The sequence below is a fragment of the Enterobacter sp. SGAir0187 genome (assembly GCF_002952735.2).
In the GTDB taxonomy this organism is placed as follows: domain Bacteria; phylum Pseudomonadota; class Gammaproteobacteria; order Enterobacterales; family Enterobacteriaceae; genus Enterobacter; species Enterobacter quasiroggenkampii.
On the sequence record NZ_CP025034.2, the window covers coordinates 2,200,001 to 2,219,342 of the forward strand.

10 protein-coding genes, 2 tRNA genes and 3 rRNA genes are annotated in these 19,342 nt (G+C 53.9%); 8 read left to right on the forward strand and 7 right to left on the reverse strand.

The window, feature by feature from the left end; translation table 11 throughout:
* Window positions 1–274 precede the first annotated feature (274 nt).
* The 6 genes from aspA (at window position 275) to CWR52_RS10555 (ending at window position 6,060) form a co-directional block, all read left to right on the forward strand.
* Window positions 275–1,711: an aspartate ammonia-lyase gene (gene aspA, locus CWR52_RS10530; protein ID WP_003855923.1), complete on the forward strand. Its 1,437-nt coding sequence runs from the start codon at window positions 275–277 to the stop codon at window positions 1,709–1,711.
* A 115-nt stretch (window positions 1,712–1,826) separates the two neighbouring features.
* Window positions 1,827–3,128: an anaerobic C4-dicarboxylate transporter gene (locus tag CWR52_RS10535; RefSeq protein ID WP_024907357.1), complete on the forward strand. Its 1,302-nt coding sequence runs from the start codon at window positions 1,827–1,829 to the stop codon at window positions 3,126–3,128.
* 113 nt (window positions 3,129–3,241) lie between these two features.
* Window positions 3,242–3,565, forward strand: a complete 324-nt coding sequence (cutA, locus tag CWR52_RS10540) for a divalent cation tolerance protein CutA (protein ID WP_104949610.1) — start codon at window positions 3,242–3,244, stop codon at window positions 3,563–3,565.
* Entirely contained in the window at window positions 3,541–5,232 is a 1,692-nt protein-coding gene (locus CWR52_RS10545) for a protein-disulfide reductase DsbD (protein WP_104949611.1), read from the forward strand. Before cutA ends, CWR52_RS10545 begins: the two co-directional genes overlap by 25 nt.
* A gap of 49 nt (window positions 5,233–5,281) precedes the next feature.
* Window positions 5,282–5,857, forward strand: a complete 576-nt coding sequence (locus CWR52_RS10550) for a transcriptional regulator (RefSeq protein ID WP_104949612.1) — start codon at window positions 5,282–5,284, stop codon at window positions 5,855–5,857.
* Window positions 5,858–5,984: 127 nt separating this feature from the next.
* Window positions 5,985–6,060 (forward strand) — tRNA-Phe (locus CWR52_RS10555).
* A 240-nt stretch (window positions 6,061–6,300) separates the two neighbouring features.
* Here CWR52_RS10555 and rrf read toward each other — a convergent pair.
* From rrf to CWR52_RS10580, 4 genes are all read right to left on the reverse strand, one after another.
* Window positions 6,301–6,416: ribosomal RNA gene (gene rrf / locus CWR52_RS10565) — 5S ribosomal RNA — on the reverse strand.
* A gap of 70 nt (window positions 6,417–6,486) precedes the next feature.
* Window positions 6,487–9,390 (reverse strand): 23S ribosomal RNA (locus tag CWR52_RS10570).
* A gap of 182 nt (window positions 9,391–9,572) precedes the next feature.
* Window positions 9,573–9,648: transfer RNA gene (locus CWR52_RS10575), tRNA-Glu, on the reverse strand.
* 85 nt (window positions 9,649–9,733) lie between these two features.
* Window positions 9,734–11,275: ribosomal RNA gene (locus CWR52_RS10580) — 16S ribosomal RNA — on the reverse strand.
* Together the 16S, 23S and 5S rRNA genes with 1 tRNA gene alongside form the textbook arrangement of a ribosomal RNA operon.
* A 494-nt stretch (window positions 11,276–11,769) precedes the next feature.
* On the opposite strand from CWR52_RS10580, the gene CWR52_RS10590 reads away from it, so the two are divergent.
* Entirely contained in the window at window positions 11,770–12,723 is a 954-nt protein-coding gene (locus CWR52_RS10590; RefSeq protein WP_104949614.1) for a nickel/cobalt transporter, read from the forward strand.
* Window positions 12,724–12,756: 33 nt separating this feature from the next.
* Here the strand turns inward: CWR52_RS10590 and proP are convergent, their stop codons facing one another.
* Window positions 12,757–14,259, reverse strand: a complete 1,503-nt coding sequence (gene proP / locus CWR52_RS10595) for a glycine betaine/L-proline transporter ProP (RefSeq protein ID WP_045332213.1) — start codon at window positions 14,257–14,259, stop codon at window positions 12,757–12,759.
* A gap of 648 nt (window positions 14,260–14,907) precedes the next feature.
* Between proP and kdgT the strand changes: the two genes are divergently transcribed.
* Window positions 14,908–15,900, forward strand: coding sequence for a 2-keto-3-deoxygluconate transporter (gene kdgT, locus CWR52_RS10600; RefSeq protein ID WP_104949615.1), 993 nt, complete (start codon window positions 14,908–14,910; stop codon window positions 15,898–15,900).
* A 62-nt stretch (window positions 15,901–15,962) separates the two neighbouring features.
* On the opposite strand, the gene CWR52_RS10605 is transcribed toward kdgT, so the two are convergent.
* Both CWR52_RS10605 and crfC read right to left on the reverse strand, forming a co-directional pair.
* Window positions 15,963–16,838 carry a diguanylate cyclase regulator RdcB family protein gene (locus CWR52_RS10605; protein WP_104949616.1) on the reverse strand — a complete coding sequence of 292 codons (876 nt, stop codon included), beginning with the start codon at window positions 16,836–16,838 and terminating at the stop codon, window positions 15,963–15,965.
* Window positions 16,835–19,180, reverse strand: coding sequence for a clamp-binding protein CrfC (crfC, locus tag CWR52_RS10610; protein WP_104949617.1), 2,346 nt, complete (start codon window positions 19,178–19,180; stop codon window positions 16,835–16,837). Before crfC ends, CWR52_RS10605 begins: the two co-directional genes overlap by 4 nt.
* Window positions 19,181–19,342: the final 162 nt, after the last annotated feature.

Sequence of the window (19,342 nt, forward strand, 5' to 3'; positions counted from 1 at the left end):
TTGTATGAGATGGTGACGGTTAGCGAAAATTCAATCAGTTTGCACGGATATTTTTTTTGGAAATATTAAAGCGGTGACCCATTTCACAGATTAATAATTATCATGGAATCGGCTCGATAATAAGTGATCCAGCTTACGGCAATTCGCTATCATCAGCATATGATCTCGAGCATCTGGCTGATTGAGGGAATAATCGTCGGCCAGAAAATATTCAAAACCACATAAATACTGTGTGTTTAGTACAATCCATCGGCAGCTTGAAAAGAAGGTTCACATGTTAAACAACATTCGTATCGAAGAAGACTTGTTGGGTACCAGGGAAGTTCCAGCGGATGCCTACTACGGTGTCCACACTCTGAGAGCGATTGAAAACTTCTACATCAGCAACAGCAAAATCAGCGACATCCCTGAGTTTGTTCGTGGCATGGTGATGGTGAAGAAAGCCGCAGCCCTGGCCAACAAAGAGCTGCAAACCATTCCTAAAAGCGCGGCAAATGCGATTATCGCGGCCTGCGATGAAGTGCTGAACAACGGCAAATGCATGGATCAGTTCCCGGTTGACGTCTATCAGGGCGGCGCGGGCACTTCCGTCAACATGAATACTAACGAAGTACTGGCAAACATTGGCCTGGAGCTGATGGGTCACCAGAAAGGTGAATACCAGTACCTGAACCCGAACGACCACGTCAACAAATGCCAGTCCACCAACGACGCTTACCCTACCGGCTTCCGAATTGCGGTGTATGCCTCCGTGGTGAAACTGGTGGATGCGATCAACCAACTGGGCGATGGCTTCCAGCGTAAAGCTGTTGAGTTCCAGGACATTCTGAAAATGGGTCGTACCCAGCTGCAGGATGCGGTGCCGATGACCCTCGGTCAGGAATTCCACGCGTTTAACGTACTGCTGAACGAAGAGACCAAAAACCTGCTGCGTACCTCCGAGCTGCTGCTGGAAGTGAACCTGGGCGCCACCGCCATCGGTACGCGTCTGAACACCCCGGATGGCTATCAGCAACTGGCGGTACAGAAGCTGGCTGAAGTGTCCAACCTGCCGGTTGTGCCTGCAGAAGACCTGATTGAAGCGACCTCCGACTGCGGCGCCTACGTCATGGTACACAGCGCGCTGAAACGTCTGGCGGTGAAACTGTCCAAAATCTGTAACGACCTGCGCCTGCTCTCTTCCGGTCCGCGCGCTGGCCTGAACGAAATCAACCTGCCAGAACTGCAGGCGGGTTCATCCATCATGCCGGCCAAGGTGAACCCGGTCGTGCCAGAAGTGGTGAATCAGGTTTGCTTTAAAGTCATCGGTAACGATACGACCGTAACCATGGCCTCTGAAGCGGGTCAGCTGCAGCTGAACGTGATGGAGCCGGTAATTGGCCAGGCGATGTTTGAATCTATCCACATTCTGACCAACGCCTGCTACAACCTGCTGGAAAAATGCATTAACGGCATCACGGCGAATAAAGAAGTCTGTGAAGGTTATGTCTATAACTCCATCGGGATCGTCACCTACCTCAACCCGTTCATCGGCCACCACAACGGCGACATCGTCGGTAAGATTTGTGCCGAAACCGGTAAGAGCGTGCGTGAAGTGGTGCTGGAGCGCGGGCTGTTGACCGAAGCCGAGCTGGACGATATCTTCTCGGCCCAAAACCTGATGCACCCGGCATATAAAGCGAAACGATATACCGATGAAAGCGAACAGTAACCGTTCAGGCTAGGCTTCTTAAGGCACGTCACTTGTGACGTGCCTTTTTTCTTTTTAGGCGTTACCAAAATACAACAATTCAATATCAACTTGTTAATAAGCAAGGCAGGTCCTTATGTTTGGAGCAGAACTCGTCATCGTCTTGTTGGCGATTTATTTGGGAGCACGACTCGGGGGTATCGGCATCGGTTTTGCCGGCGGTCTTGGAGTGCTCGTTCTTACCCTTATCTTTCAGATTAAACCCGGCGCTATCCCGTTCGACGTTATCGAAATCATCATGGCTGTTATTGCCGCTATTGCCGCCATGCAGGTGGCAGGCGGTATGGACTACCTGGTAAGCCTGGCGGAACGCATGCTACGCCGCCACCCTAAATACATTACCTTCCTTGCTCCGCTGGTGACCTGGTTTATGACCATTCTCGCCGGTACTGGCCACACCGCTTTCTCCACGTTACCGGTGATTACCGAAGTGGCGAAAGAACAGGGTATCCGTCCGTCGCGTCCGCTCTCTATTGCGGTCGTCGCGTCCCAGATCGCCATTACCGCCTCGCCGATTTCCGCGGCGGTGGTCTTCTTCGCCGGTATCCTGGAGCCGATGGGCGTGAGCTACCTGACGCTGCTGGCGATCTGTATCCCGGTGACGCTGATTGCGGTAATGATTACCGCCGTGCTGTGTAACTTCCTCGGCGCTGAACTGAAAGACGATCCGGTTTATCAGGAGCGCCTGGCAAAAGGTGAAGTGAGCCTGCGCGGCAGCCAGGTCTTCGAACTGAAGCCACATGCGAAACGCTCCGTGCTACTGTTCCTGATTGGGATTGTCGCCGTCATGTTCTATGCGACCGCCATCAGCGATACCGTGGGGCTGATCCAGAACCCGGTCCTGCCGCGTAACGAAGCGATTGTGGTGTTCATGCTGACCATCGCAACGTTGATTAGCATCACCTGTAAAATTGACACCAGCGAAGTGCTGAATGCCAGCACCTTCAAATCCGGTATGAGCGCCTGCGTATGCGTGCTGGGTGTGGCGTGGCTTGGTGATACCTTCGTGAAAGCGCACATTAGCGACATTCAGACCGTAGCAGGCGACCTGCTGCATAACTACCCATGGCTGCTGGCGGTCGTGCTGTTCTTTGCGGCTACCCTGCTTTACTCTCAGGCAGCGACCACCAAAGCGTTGATGCCTGCGGCTCTGATGCTGGGCGTCACCCCGTTAACCGCTATCGCCTCGTTTGCTGCTGTTTCTGCCCTGTTCGTGCTGCCTACCTACCCAACCTTGCTGGCGGCCGTTGAGATGGACGACACCGGCTCAACCCGTATCGGTAAGTATGTGTTTAACCATGCGTTCCTGATCCCGGGCGTGGTGGCCATTTCACTCTGCGTGATCCTCGGCTTTATCATCGGTGGCGTGGTGCTGTAAACCGTTCCCCGTTGTAAAAATAGTTAAAATTGGGCCGCTCTGCGGCCCGTTTCATTAATGACCAACCGCCTTGCGTGATATAGTGAAACCTTTCGTGATGAGGAGGTCGACTTGTGAACACGCCTGATGCCGTTGTCGTACTGTGTACCGCCCCTGATGAAGCTTCTGCCCAGGATCTCGCCGCCAAAGTGCTGGCCGAAAAAATGGCAGCCTGCGTCACGCTCCTCCCCGGCGCGACCTCTCTTTACTACTGGGAAGGTAAGCTGGAGCAAGAGTACGAAGTCCAGATGTTGCTCAAAACCAATCTGGCGAATCAGCAGGCACTCCTGGACTGCCTCAAATCTCATCATCCTTACCAAACCCCAGAGCTGCTGGTGCTGCCAGTGGTTCACGGCGATAACGATTATCTCTCATGGCTCAACGCTTCTTTACGCTGATCCTGCTGCTGTGCAGCACGTCAGTTTTTGCCGGGTTGTTTGACACACCCGGTCGTTCGAATTTTATTCCTGCCGACCAGGCGTTCGTTTTCGACTTTCAGCAGAACCAGCACGATCTCAGTCTCACCTGGCAGGTGAAAGAGGGTTACTACCTCTACCGCAAGCAGGTCAGCATTACGCCTGCTCAGGCCAGCGTGGGCGCTTTACAGATGCCCGCTGGCGAGTGGCATGAAGATGAGTTTTACGGCAAAAGCGAAATCTATCGCCAGCGCCTGAGCATACCTGTTACGGTGAATCAGGCGGATAAAGGTGCGAGCCTGACGGTGACCTATCAGGGATGCGCGGATGCCGGATTCTGCTATCCGCCTGAAACAAAGGTGGTTCCGCTCAGTGAAGTGAAAGCCTCTGCCACGGTTCCCCCTCTTCCTTCGGGCGAGAAGCGTGAAGCTCCCGCTGACCTTCCGTTCTCCGCGCTGTGGGCCTTACTGATCGGTATCGGCATTGCCTTTACGCCGTGCGTGCTGCCGATGTATCCGCTCATCTCTGGCATTGTGCTGGGCGGCAAACAGCGCCTTTCCACCGCCCGCGCGCTGCTGCTGGCCTTTATTTACGTGCAGGGTATGGCGCTGACCTACACGGCACTCGGCCTTGTGGTCGCCGCTGCCGGGTTGCAGTTCCAGGCCGCACTTCAGCACCCCTACGTGCTGATTGGCCTGTCGGCGATATTTATCCTGCTGGCACTGTCGATGTTTGGCCTGTTCACGCTGCAGTTACCGTCAGCTCTGCAAACACGCTTAACGCTGATGAGTAATCGCCAGCAGGGTGGTTCGGCAGGCGGCGTGTTTGTGATGGGGGCCATCGCCGGACTGATTTGCTCCCCTTGCACCACCGCACCGCTGAGCGCCATCCTGCTCTATATTGCCCAGAGCGGCAATCTGTGGCTTGGCGGCGGTACGCTGTACCTTTACGCGCTGGGCATGGGTCTGCCGCTGATTCTGGTCACGGTTTTCGGCAATCGACTTCTGCCGAAGAGTGGCCCGTGGATGGAGACGGTGAAAACCGCGTTTGGGTTTGTGATTCTGGCGCTGCCGGTCTTCCTGCTGGAACGTATTACGGGTGACGTGTGGGGCACTCGCCTCTGGGCAATGCTCGGTGTAGCATTCTTCTCCTGGGGGTTTATCGTCAGTCTTGGGGCGAAAAAAGCGTGGATGCGCCTGGTGCAAATCCTCCTGCTCGCCGCCGCGCTGGTGAGCGTGCGTCCTCTTCAGGACTGGGTGTTTGGCTCGCCGGTAGGCCAGACGCGGGCGCATTTGAACTTCATCCAGATAAAGAATGTTGATGAGCTAAACAGCGCGCTCGCACAGGCAAAAGGCAAACCGGTGATGCTCGATCTCTATGCCGACTGGTGCGTCGCCTGCAAAGAGTTTGAAAAATACACTTTCAGCGATCCTCAGGTACAAAACGCCCTAAAAGAGACTGTTCTGCTCCAGGCGAACGTGACAGCTAATAACGCGCAGGATAAGGCTCTGCTGAAGCAGCTTAACGTGCTCGGGCTGCCGACCATCCTGTTCTTCAATGAACAGGGTCAGGAGCAGCCAGAACAGCGTGTCACCGGGTTTATGGATGCTGCGGCATTTAGCGCGCATTTGCGCAATCGCCAACCGTAAACAACACTTTAAACGGAACACACCGTTGGGAATAGCGGAGGAGATAACCGTGCAACGCGAAGACGTACTGGGACAAGCCCTGCAATTACTTGAGATTCATGGGATCGCCAGCACCACGCTTGAGATGGTAGCCGACCGTATCGATTACCCCCTGGATGATCTTAAGCGCTTTTGGCCAGATAAAGAGGCGCTCGTTTATGATGCCCTGCGCTATCTCAGCCAGCAGGTTGACGTCTGGCGCAGGCAGCTGATGCTGAATGAAGAACTGACAGCGGAACAAAAGCTGCTGGCGCGCTATAGCGCCCTGACGGAATGTGTCAGTAACAACCGCTATCCGGGCTGCCTGTTTATTGCGGCCTGTACTTACTATCCCGATCCCGGCCATCCTGTCCACCAGTTGGCGGATCAGCAAAAACGGGCAGCACATGACTTCACTCACGAGCTGCTGACCCGTCTTGAAGTGGATGACCCGGCAATGGTGGCGAAACAGATGGAGCTGGTGCTGGAGGGCTGCCTGAGCCGCATGCTGGTGAACCGTAGCCAGGCCGACGTGGACACGGCGCACCGACTGGCGGAAGATATTCTGCGCTTTGCTCAGTGCCGCATGGGCGGTGCGTTGACGTAAGCGAGCCTGTTAAATTTGCCCTATTCGACGCGTAAACCATCAGATTGCCGCAAAGTTAAGCAATTGAACGGCTTTTCCCGAAATAATGTTGACGATAAGGCGCGATTGCGGTTTAATGCGCTCCGTTGCCCGGATAGCTCAGTCGGTAGAGCAGGGGATTGAAAATCCCCGTGTCCTTGGTTCGATTCCGAGTCCGGGCACCACTCTTTAAAGAACCCAGCCTATGGCTGGGTTTTTGCTTTTCTGCGTTTATAAATCCCTTCTTTAGTATTCTTGCTTCTTTTTACCGTGGGATCGTGCGGTCTGCCATGCCCGGTGGCGCTGCGCTTACCGGGCCTACAGGTTTTGTAGGCCGGATAAGGCGAAGCCGTCATCCGGCATATTTTCTGGCGTGCAAAGCAAAAAACCCCGCACCTTACGGTACGGGGTTCTTCTTGATTGATGCCTGGCAGTTCCCTACTCTCACATGGGGAGACCCCACACTACCATCGGCGCTACGGCGTTTCACTTCTGAGTTCGGCATGGGGTCAGGTGGGACCACCGCGCTAAAGCCGCCAGGCAAATTCTGTTTAATCTGTATCAGGCTGAAAATCGTGTCTGTCTCTTCGCCAAAACACCTTCGGCGTTGTAAGGTTAAGCCTCACGGTTCATTAGTATCGGTTAGCTCAACGCATCGCTGCGCTTACACACCCGACCTATCAACGTCGTCGTCTTCAACGTTCCTTCAGGACTCTCAAGGAGTCAGGGAGAACTCATCTCGGGGCAAGTTTCGTGCTTAGATGCTTTCAGCACTTATCTTTTCCGCATTTAGCTACCGGGCAGTGCCATTGGCATGACAACCCGAACACCAGTGATGCGTCCACTCCGGTCCTCTCGTACTAGGAGCAGCCCCCCTCAATTCTCCAGCGCCCACGGCAGATAGGGACCGAACTGTCTCACGACGTTCTAAACCCAGCTCGCGTACCACTTTAAATGGCGAACAGCCATACCCTTGGGACCTACTTCAGCCCCAGGATGTGATGAGCCGACATCGAGGTGCCAAACACCGCCGTCGATATGAACTCTTGGGCGGTATCAGCCTGTTATCCCCGGAGTACCTTTTATCCGTTGAGCGATGGCCCTTCCATTCAGAACCACCGGATCACTATGACCTGCTTTCGCACCTGCTCGAGCCGTCACTCTCGCAGTCAAGCTAGCTTATGCCATTGCACTAACCTCCTGATGTCCGACCAGGATTAGCTAACCTTCGTGCTCCTCCGTTACTCTTTGGGAGGAGACCGCCCCAGTCAAACTACCCACCAGACACTGTCCGCAACCCGGATCACGGGTCTACGTTAGAACACCAGCCATTAAAGGGTGGTATTTCAAGGACGGCTCCACGCAGACTGGCGTCCACGCTTCAAAGCCTCCCACCTATCCTACACATCAAGGACCAGTGTTCAGTGTCAAGCTATAGTAAAGGTTCACGGGGTCTTTCCGTCTTGCCGCGGGTACACTGCATCTTCACAGCGAGTTCAATTTCACTGAGTCTCGGGTGGAGACAGCCTGGCCATCATTACGCCATTCGTGCAGGTCGGAACTTACCCGACAAGGAATTTCGCTACCTTAGGACCGTTATAGTTACGGCCGCCGTTTACCGGGGCTTCGATCAAGAGCTTCGCGTTGCCGCTAACCCCATCAATTAACCTTCCGGCACCGGGCAGGCGTCACACCGTATACGTCCACTTTCGTGTTTGCACAGTGCTGTGTTTTTAATAAACAGTTGCAGCCAGCTGGTATCTTCGACTGATTTCAGCTCCACCCGCAGGGGCTTCACCTACATATCAGCGTGCCTTCTCCCGAAGTTACGGCACCATTTTGCCTAGTTCCTTCACCCGAGTTCTCTCAAGCGCCTTGGTATTCTCTACCTGACCACCTGTGTCGGTTTGGGGTACGATTTGATGTTACCTGATGCTTAGAGGCTTTTCCTGGAAGCAGGGCATTTGTTACTTCAGCACCGTAGTGCCTCGTCATCACACCTCAGCGTTAAAAGGTACCGGATTTACCTGGAACCTCCGCCTACATGCTTAAACCGGGACAACCGTCGCCCGGCTAACATAGCCTTCTCCGTCCCCCCTTCGCAGTAACACCAAGTACAGGAATATTAACCTGTTTCCCATCGACTACGCCTTTCGGCCTCGCCTTAGGGGTCGACTCACCCTGCCCCGATTAACGTTGGACAGGAACCCTTGGTCTTCCGGCGAGCGGGCTTTTCACCCGCTTTATCGTTACTTATGTCAGCATTCGCACTTCTGATACCTCCAGCATGCCTCACAGCACACCTTCGACGGCTTACAGAACGCTCCCCTACCCAACAACACATAAGCGTCGCTGCCGCAGCTTCGGTGCATGGTTTAGCCCCGTTACATCTTCCGCGCAGGCCGACTCGACCAGTGAGCTATTACGCTTTCTTTAAATGATGGCTGCTTCTAAGCCAACATCCTGGCTGTCTGTGCCTTCCCACATCGTTTCCCACTTAACCATGACTTTGGGACCTTAGCTGGCGGTCTGGGTTGTTTCCCTCTTCACGACGGACGTTAGCACCCGCCGTGTGTCTCCCGTGATAACATTCTTCGGTATTCGTAGTTTGCATCGGGTTGGTAAGCCGGGATGGCCCCCTAGCCGAAACAGTGCTCTACCCCCGAAGATGAATTCACGAGGCGCTACCTAAATAGCTTTCGGGGAGAACCAGCTATCTCCCGGTTTGATTGGCCTTTCACCCCCAGCCACAAGTCATCCGCTAATTTTTCAACATTAGTCGGTTCGGTCCTCCAGTTAGTGTTACCCAACCTTCAACCTGCCCATGGCTAGATCACCGGGTTTCGGGTCTATACCCTGCAACTTAACGCCCAGTTAAGACTCGGTTTCCCTTCGGCTCCCCTATACGGTTAACCTTGCTACAGAATATAAGTCGCTGACCCATTATACAAAAGGTACGCAGTCACACCACGAAGGTGCTCCCACTGCTTGTACGTACACGGTTTCAGGTTCTTTTTCACTCCCCTCGCCGGGGTTCTTTTCGCCTTTCCCTCACGGTACTGGTTCACTATCGGTCAGTCAGGAGTATTTAGCCTTGGAGGATGGTCCCCCCATATTCAGACAGGATACCACGTGTCCCGCCCTACTCTTCGAGTTCACAGCAAGTGTGCTTTCGTGTACGGGACTGTCACCCTGTACCGTGCGACTTTCCAGACGCTTCCACTAACACACAAGCTGATTCAGACTCTGGGCTGCTCCCCGTTCGCTCGCCGCTACTGGGGAATCTCGGTTGATTTCTTTTCCTCGGGGTACTTAGATGTTTCAGTTCCCCCGGTTCGCCTCGTTAACCTATGTATTCAGTTAACGATAGTGTGACGAATCACACTGGGTTTCCCCATTCGGACATCGCCGGGTCAAAGGTTCATATCACCTCGCCGGCGCTTTTCGCAGATTAGCACGTCCTTCATCGCCTCTGACTGCCAGGGCATCCACCGTGTACGCTTAGTCGCTTAACCTCACAACCCGAAGATGTTTCACTTCTGATTGCGAAAATTTGAGAGACTCGAACACACCATTAAGATGTGTCGTTTCAATTTTCAGCTTGATCCAGATTTTTAAAGAGCAAATATCTCAAACGTGACTCGCAAGTCAGTTTTGAGATATGACGGCAGGTGACTTTCACTCACGAACCAGCAAGTGGCGTCCCCTAGGGGATTCGAACCCCTGTTACCGCCGTGAAAGGGCGGTGTCCTGGGCCTCTAGACGAAGGGGACACTGAAGTCTCAATCGCAAGACGCCTTGCTATTTACTTTTCATCAGACAATCTGTGTGAGCACTGCAAAGGCAGGTTCTTTAAGGTAAGGAGGTGATCCAACCGCAGGTTCCCCTACGGTTACCTTGTTACGACTTCACCCCAGTCATGAATCACAAAGTGGTAAGCGCCCTCCCGAAGGTTAAGCTACCTACTTCTTTTGCAACCCACTCCCATGGTGTGACGGGCGGTGTGTACAAGGCCCGGGAACGTATTCACCGTAGCATTCTGATCTACGATTACTAGCGATTCCGACTTCATGGAGTCGAGTTGCAGACTCCAATCCGGACTACGACGCACTTTATGAGGTCCGCTTGCTCTCGCGAGGTCGCTTCTCTTTGTATGCGCCATTGTAGCACGTGTGTAGCCCTACTCGTAAGGGCCATGATGACTTGACGTCATCCCCACCTTCCTCCAGTTTATCACTGGCAGTCTCCTTTGAGTTCCCGGCCTAACCGCTGGCAACAAAGGATAAGGGTTGCGCTCGTTGCGGGACTTAACCCAACATTTCACAACACGAGCTGACGACAGCCATGCAGCACCTGTCTCAGAGTTCCCGAAGGCACCAAAGCATCTCTGCTAAGTTCTCTGGATGTCAAGAGTAGGTAAGGTTCTTCGCGTTGCATCGAATTAAACCACATGCTCCACCGCTTGTGCGGGCCCCCGTCAATTCATTTGAGTTTTAACCTTGCGGCCGTACTCCCCAGGCGGTCGACTTAACGCGTTAGCTCCGGAAGCCACGCCTCAAGGGCACAACCTCCAAGTCGACATCGTTTACGGCGTGGACTACCAGGGTATCTAATCCTGTTTGCTCCCCACGCTTTCGCACCTGAGCGTCAGTCTTTGTCCAGGGGGCCGCCTTCGCCACCGGTATTCCTCCAGATCTCTACGCATTTCACCGCTACACCTGGAATTCTACCCCCCTCTACAAGACTCTAGCCTGCCAGTTTCGAATGCAGTTCCCAGGTTGAGCCCGGGGATTTCACATCCGACTTGACAGACCGCCTGCGTGCGCTTTACGCCCAGTAATTCCGATTAACGCTTGCACCCTCCGTATTACCGCGGCTGCTGGCACGGAGTTAGCCGGTGCTTCTTCTGCGGGTAACGTCAATTGCTGAGGTTATTAACCTCAACACCTTCCTCCCCGCTGAAAGTACTTTACAACCCGAAGGCCTTCTTCATACACGCGGCATGGCTGCATCAGGCTTGCGCCCATTGTGCAATATTCCCCACTGCTGCCTCCCGTAGGAGTCTGGACCGTGTCTCAGTTCCAGTGTGGCTGGTCATCCTCTCAGACCAGCTAGGGATCGTCGCCTAGGTGAGCCATTACCCCACCTACTAGCTAATCCCATCTGGGCACATCTGATGGCAAGAGGCCCGAAGGTCCCCCTCTTTGGTCTTGCGACGTTATGCGGTATTAGCTACCGTTTCCAGTAGTTATCCCCCTCCATCAGGCAGTTTCCCAGACATTACTCACCCGTCCGCCGCTCGCCGGCAAAGTAGCAAGCTACTTTCCGCTGCCGCTCGACTTGCATGTGTTAGGCCTGCCGCCAGCGTTCAATCTGAGCCATGATCAAACTCTTCAATTTAAGTTTGATGCTCGTGAATTAAACTTCGTAATGAATTACGCATGTTCACTCAGAGACTTGGTATTCATTTTTCGTCCGAGGACGTTAAGAATCCATGTCACTTTGAGTGCCCACACAGATTGTCTGATAAATTGTTAAAGAGCAGTGCAACGCGGCTTTCGCTCACCGTTGCGAGGTGGCGTATATTACGCTTTCCTCTTTCAGAGTCAACCCGTTATTTCAGGATTTTTTCTCTTCAACCGACCGGGCTGTTTGTGAAGTGATTCACATCCGCCGTGTCGATGGAGGCGCATTATAGGGAGTTCCCGAACGACCGCAACCGAAAAGTTGCAAAAAAATGACTGACTGCTGCATTCCCCAGCAAAACCCCGCCTTATACCCTTTTATGCACAAAGTTATCCACAGCCATACACGGATCCGGACGCGATCCCACGAATTGAGCGGGAAGATCAACTATACTAGCGGCAAATACTCTCCTCTGTGCAGGCCGCTTCATGACCACCCAACGACTCACCCGTGACTGGCGTCTTCCTACCGCTGGGTTGATGCTGCTGGCAATTCTCTTTGCCGGTTTTACCCTGCATACACACTGGAACGCCTTTATCCAGTGGTGTCTTGCCACGCAAATTACCCTGCACCGTTATCTGGTGATGTACCTGCTGCAGCTGAATAACCACCAGTACAGCGGCGGATTATGGCTGTTAACGGGGGCTTTCCTTTATGGTGTCCTTCACGCCATCGGACCCGGGCACGGAAAATTCATTGTGACGACCTATCTGACCACCAATAAGGAAAGCGAGCTGGCCGCCCGGGTCGTCCCCTTCCTGGGTAGCCTGATGCAGGGCGTCAGCGCCATTCTGTTTGTCTTTATTCTGGCGGTGGGTTTCAACCTCGCCTCAGGGGATATCAGTACCAGCCGCTGGTACGTGGAGAAGATCAGCGCAGTGCTTATTGGCGCATTCGGCGCATTTGTCATTTACCAGGCGCTGAAGAGTCTGCGCCCGCGCAGGATGTCTGTCTCTGCCATTAAGCCGCTTCATCAGCACGACGAACACTGTGGCTGCGGCCATCACGGCGTAGGTACAGACCTGACGCAGGGCGACTGGAAAACCCGTCTGGGCGTAATTCTGGCAATTGGGGCACGTCCGTGCAGCGGGGCGATCATGATTCTGATGTTCTCGAACGCGCTGGGCATTGTTACCTGGGGAGTGGCCGCAGTCATGACCATGTCTTTGGGAACCGCGCTCTCTATTGTGGGGCTTTCCCTGGCTGTACGGTACGCCCGCGAACGTACGGTGACCTGGTTCGGAGAAAGCGCCTCATTAAGATGGCTGGTGCCGACCGTCAAAATAGCCGGAGGGATAGTCCTGATCCTGTTCGCGACGGTGCTCTTCCTGACGGTGATCCCCATCAGTGCCAATGGCGACTACATCGCCGCCGGATGCTAGTAAAAGAAAACCCGCCGTTGGCGGGTTTCTTTATTACTCGTTGATGCGTGGATGCTGGTCCACCAGTCGGGAGCGTTTTTTCTGCAGCTCTTCAATCTCGGCGTCAATATCCTCAATCTTCTGCTCTACGTTATCGTAGTGCTCACGCAGGATCTCTTTCGCTTCCTGAATATCCGATGCCGCAGGCGTGGCGCCTTTCAGAGGACGATTCGCCGTCTCCTTCATGGTAATACCGGTAATCAAACCAATCACCGCGATCACCATCAGGTAATAAGCCGGCATCATCAGGTTCTGCGTGCTCTCCACCAGCGAGGCGGCAAGCGTCGGGGTCAGACCAGCAATCAGCACCGAGATGTTAAAGGCCGCGGCCAGCGCGCTGTAGCGAATGTGGGTCGGGAACATCGCGGGCAACGTTGAGGCCATCACCCCGATAAAGCAGTTAAGGATCACCGCCAGCATCAGCAGACCGGCAAAAATCAGCCCCAGCACATCGCTGTTAATCAGAATAAATGCCGGAATTGCCAGCGCAAACAGCGCAACGCTTCCCAGAATAATGAACGGTCGACGGCCAAAACGGTCACTCAACAGGCCCATAATCGGCTGCACAAACAGCATACCCACCATGATGGCGATAATAATCAGCACACCGTGATCTTCCGAGTAGTGCAGGTTATGCGACAGATAGCTCGGCATGTAGGTCAGCAGCATGTAGTAGGTCACGTTGGTCGAAATCACCAGACCAATACAGGTCAGCAGGCTGCGCCAGTGCTTAGTGGCAATCTCTTTGAACGATACCTTCGGACCATCCTGCAGCCCTTCACGGTCACCCTGTTCCAGTTTATCGACATGCTGCTGGAACGCAGGTGTTTCTTCGAGCGCATGACGCAGGTAGAGACCAATGATCCCCAGCGGCAATGCCAGGAAGAACGGGATACGCCAGCCCCAGTCGAGGAAGTTGTCTTCCCCCACCACGGTTGAAATCAGCACCACCACACCCGCGCCCAGGACAAAACCGGCAATGGAGCCGAAGTCCAGCCAGCTTCCCATAAACCCGCGCTTACGGTCAGGGGAATACTCAGCAACAAAGATCGAGGCGCCGGTATATTCACCGCCCACGGAGAAGCCCTGTGCCATCTTACAGATCAGCAGCAGAATCGGTGCCCAAATGCCGATGGTGGCATAAGACGGTATAAGACCGATACAGAATGTACTGATCGACATGATAACGATGGTGATAGCCAGGATCTTCTGACGACCATATTTATCACCGAGCATACCGAAGAACAGACCACCCAGCGGGCGAATCAGGAAGGGGACGGAGAACGTACCCAGTGCGGCAATCATCTGCAGGCTGGGATCGGCCCCGGGGAAAAACACTTTACCTAACGCATAGGCCACAAAGCCGTAGACACCAAAATCGAACCATTCCATCGCATTACCGAGCGAGGCGGCGGTGATCGCTTTACGCAGTTTAGCGTCATCAATGATTGTGACGTCGCGAAGCGTAATGGGTTTAACCTTTTTCCTTCTTAGCATAGCTTTCCTCGTAGACTTAGCCCTGTCCGTTCCACAGCCAACTCGCGCTCTGTGAACCTGAGATTCGCTCCATGCGAACCTCCATCTTCAAGCGTAGCAGGTTTACTTACATTGACGTTTTACGTCGATACAACCGAACCTGTTGACGCCTGCCTGGGCAGTTAATGACCTTTTTACCCTACCAGCGTTTATATTTGTGATCAACTTCACACATATTTCAGCATCAGGTCAACTTGTTCCCGGATTTGTCAATGAGTGCAAATAAGCACTTTCTCATCCCCGCCTTTAGAGCCCCTTCACACACATCATGAGTTCTTTCTCAACAAAAAAACAAACCACGTTTTCTCACATCCAATTTACATAAATTTTCATCATCAGGAAGCCATCGATGTTTTTACATTGAATATGTGACAAAGATAACTAAAACGATGTTTTATTTTCATTGAATCAATATTCCATTGATCGCATGATAAATCCGAATACAACGTTTCATGTGTTTTCCAACGAGGTTAATCGAGAGCACACATTTATTTTCCTTGCAGGGTCATCGAGAAATGTCCCTCAAGCATAAACGCCAATCAATTGAATTTATTGACTAATTTTTAGCACCGATCGCCCGTCAGGCGGGGTCAGATGTGAGGATTGTCTATGAAGATTAAAGCCACGATAGAACGCATACCCGGCGGTATGATGCTGGTTCCGCTGGTACTGGGCGCCATCCTGAATACCCTTGCCCCTGATACTGGGGCTTATTTTGGCGGTTTCACAAAAGGCATGATAACGGGCACGGTTCCGATTCTTGCCGTCTGGTTTTTTTGTATCGGTGCATCCATTAATTTACGGGCGACGGGTACCGTATTACGGAAATCCGGTACGCTGGTAATAACCAAAATAGCGGTAGCCTGGGCAGTAGCGATGATATGCGCGATGTTCATCCCGGAGACTGGAATTCAGACCGGGTTCTTCGCGGGATTATCGGTGCTGGCGATTGTCTCAGCGATGGATATGACTAACGGCGGATTGTACGCCAGCCTGATGAATCAGTACGGGACAAAAGAAGAGTCCGGCGCATTTGTGTTGATGTCTCTGGAGTCTGGCCCGCTGATGACAATGCTGATCCTGGGGTCTGCTGGCCTGGCCTCTTTTGAACCCCACCACTTTGTCGGCGCGATCCTGCCCTTCCTGATCGGCTTTGCCCTTGGCAATCTCGATCACGATCTGCGTGATTTCTTCAGCAAAGCCACGCCGGTGCTGATCCCGTTCTTCGGCTTCGCGCTGGGGAACACCATCAATCTGAAGGTTATCCTTGATACTGGCCTGCTGGGTATTGTGCTGGGTGTCGCCGTCATTATCATTACCGGTATCCCGCTAATCATTGCCGACCGCGCGATCGGCGGAGGAAACGGCACGGCGGGTGTCGCCGCCTCTTCAGCCGCAGGTGCTGCCGTCGCCAACCCGGTGATTATTGCCCAGATTAACCCGGCCTTCGAACCGGTGGCCGCTTCCGCGACGGCGCTGGTTGCCGCCAGCGTGATTGTCACCGCGATTCTGGTGCCGATCATCACGGCACTGTACGCGAAACGCTACGGGAATATGCAAGAGACCCAGCCTGAACCGAAACCAATTGAAATGAATCATTAACGCGCCGCACCAAACCATCCCCTCTCCCCCCGGGGAGAGGATCAGGGTGAGGGGAAGAAGGGTCACCCAAAAATCTCTTCCACCATCCCGTCCACCAGCCGTTTTGCCGAACAGAGCCTCGGCATTCCCAGCGCGACGGTCTGCCAGTTTTGCGTCACTGACCAGCTCACCGGATGCTTATCCGCCTGACACCAGTCCCCCAGCCAGCCCAGCATGTCTTTATGATCGATCAATCCCGGCGAAGCCGGCGTTGTCAGCCACTGGTGATAAAAATGGCGGGTCGTAGGGGAGGCATTGATGCCCCGCGCCAGATAGTTAGCCGCCATGCTGCGCAGGTTATCCTTAAGCATTGCCGCCACATCTTCGTTTGCGAGACGGCATGCGTCGCCAAATGCCCCCCAGCGCAGCTCTTCCAGGACGATAAAACAGCGCCCGGCCAGCGACCAGCCATCATAATGCCCGGCCCGCCAGCGGGTAAAAATTTGCTCGCTGTGCTCACCCGCCTGCACCGTCAGGCCGCGCTGGGTCAGCGCCTTTTCCTTATAGGCTGCGCGTTGGGTAAAATGAGACACGAGATCGGCGTACTGCTGCGTCAGTCCGGGGGACTGCAGGGTGCGCGGGTGAGTCTGCTGACGCAGCGCTATCAGCTTCTCTGCCATCAGCGTCAGCGCGAGATGACCCGGATCAAGCATGCTGGCCAGTTTTTCCGCCAGCCCCAGACGCAGCCCCGCATTTTCATTGAGCATCCCCGCCATCGCCCAGGGGCGTAGCCGGGTATGCGTCATGATTTCCTGCGTCAAACGCTCACGAAACTGCAGCTGCTGTGGTCCCAGGCGAGGATGACGCGCTGCGTCTCCCCCCTGCACCAGATCGACCATAAATTTTGGATTAATACACTCCAGCGTTCGCCCGGGGCCGTCCAGTAGTGGTGTTGTCATGGTTGCTCTGCCGCGAATAGGGTTTGAATATCATCGCGTAACAGTCGGGTATCTTCCTGTATCCACGTCGCAGTAGTGATGCTTTGCTTCAACAACTGGCAGAGCGCTCGGGTTGAGTGCTCATTTTGCTGACGCACTGCGAGGCTATCACGCAAGCTTTCCTGTAACCCGGTCAGGCACAACGAAAATTCTGCAAAGAACGTCGCCATTCCTGCCGTAACAGAGACATCGACCTGCGCGAACAAAGCTTTACGTATTTGTTCACAAAACTGATCAATATGTTGCTTAAATTTGTCATGTAGCTGCGCAATGTCGATAACATACCGCGTGCGCGTTTCCACATACTCGTCCCAGCCCCAGCCCGGATTATTGAGCCAACGAGAGACCGTTTCACGCATGCTGCTCCCGCCGGAGGGAGGGACGACCTGGCTGTCGTCCTGCGCAATCGCATCGTTGAACAGCGCCCGCGTATTGAAGTTAAGCTGGCTTGCCTGAAACGCCGGGAAGCTGATTCGCGCCCGAAAACCCGCATGGCTCAAATGCTCTTTAATACGCGTTTCGATGGGACGCATGGCTTCGTTCAGGGAGCGCGCCAGCGTGGACTCCAGCTGATCGAAGCGTAACGCCAGCTCCCGGCCGATCTTCGTCTGGGCATCCAGCATTACCTGCTCGCAGGAGGCGCGTAATTTACTCAGCGCAATCTGCGCCTGCCCTTCATCGTCCAGAACCAGCTGCTTCAGCACCTCACCGCGAAGGTTCTGCCGGTCGGTGCCTGGCAAATCAAGAATCGGGCGCGTGCTGAACACCAGGTCAATCTCATGGTGTATCGCGGTTTTTTGGGACCCGATAAAGTCCGCGGTAGCGCTCAGCGCTTCCTCAACCTCGTGTTTCACCTCATCGCTCACCACGCACTGACGCGTCTGCAAAAGCGCCATGTCCTCTTCCAGACGTGCAATATTCAACTCCAGCGCCTCAAAGGCCACCGTCAGCCCCTGATAGCGGAAATCGAGATACTCGCGGGCATTTTGCGCGTAGTTGAGCAGCTTATGCGAGGCCGAACGCAGCGCGTATAGCGAGGCATTGGCATAGGCGGCGTAAATCAGCTTACGTATCGGTTGCTCGAAGAGCGAATCTTCCCAGAGCAGATCGGCAGAATGTCGGATATGGTCGATATCGTCCAGGTCCGCCGTACGCCAGCGACGTCCGAGTGCCGCTTCGGCAAAATCCTGCACCCAGGGTTGCTCCTGATGATCCGGCAGTTGACCGTGCGTACTCAACTCGTAGCGCGCGCGATTCGCCAGATACGCCCACATGGACGACACGGGGTAAATCTGGCCGGGCGAAATATTGCCTTTCATTAAGGTGCCGGAGATCATCGCCCGGATTTGTTCTTCATCGTCGCTATTGCGATCTTTCTGATCGAATTTATTAACCAGCGCATACAGCGGCACCGATTTTCCCGCCGCGGAAATGGCCTGGCGGACTTCTTCATCAGAGATGGATTTAAGCTGGGTATAATCCATCACGGCCAGCACCGCCGATGCGCGGGAGAGTTGCTCGCTGAGCATTTTTTGCAGATGCGGCTGTCCGGCCTCGTTCGGCCCGGGCGTGTCGAGCAGCGTCAGCTGCCCGAGGTGGGCATCCAGGCCCGCAAGATGCACGAACTCCACTTCAATGACCGGGATATGTTCGATAGCCGCATATTCCGAGAACGGAAACGCCACGCCCAGCGCCTGGGAAAGTCTCACCAGGTCATTAAGGCTTTTCAGACAATGAAAGATCGGCTGCGCGCCCAGATGATGCTTCTCAAACGCTTCCCCTTTTTCAATGCGCTCCAGCAGCGTATTCATGTCTTTATCAATTTCCAGACGCTGGGCCAGTTTCCCGCGATCGTAATCGCATAGCTGTTTCTGAAGCAGTTGGATCAATTCATCAATCGGGGAGGCATGAGAGAAATGCAGCACCGGCTCCTTCTGACCCGGCGTGTGGCGGATCAGCGTCGGCAGCGCCGTCATCGGACGATTGCGGTTCGGCAGCACTTCGGTACCCACAATCGCATTAATGGTGGTCGATTTCCCCGCTTTCATGGTGCCCACAATGGCCAGGACCATTTCCAGCCGGGTTATTTTCCGTAATTCATTATTCAGCATCGCCTGCTGCGCGTCGACGCCGCGCGCGCTAAAATGCAAAGGTAAAACGTTGTTCGTTTCGCCTGTAATAGCAGCCGCAGTGCTCTCCAGCATTGCAGTCGGCATTGATTTCAACGTATCAAGATTTTGCAGGGCAAGCTGTAACAAACGCTCCGCTTCCTGGCTTAATTCAAAAATGGTCTGTGTGTGCATGATAAAAGCCTTTCCTTAACGCAAATTTATTACTTTTATTAAGCCACTTGTTTTAATTATGTCGTTCGGGCTTATATGATCACGTGTGGAAAACATGTTCGCCGAAATATAACTGATTGAAGATAATCAGAAATAATTCACTATCCTTGCATGGCGTGTATA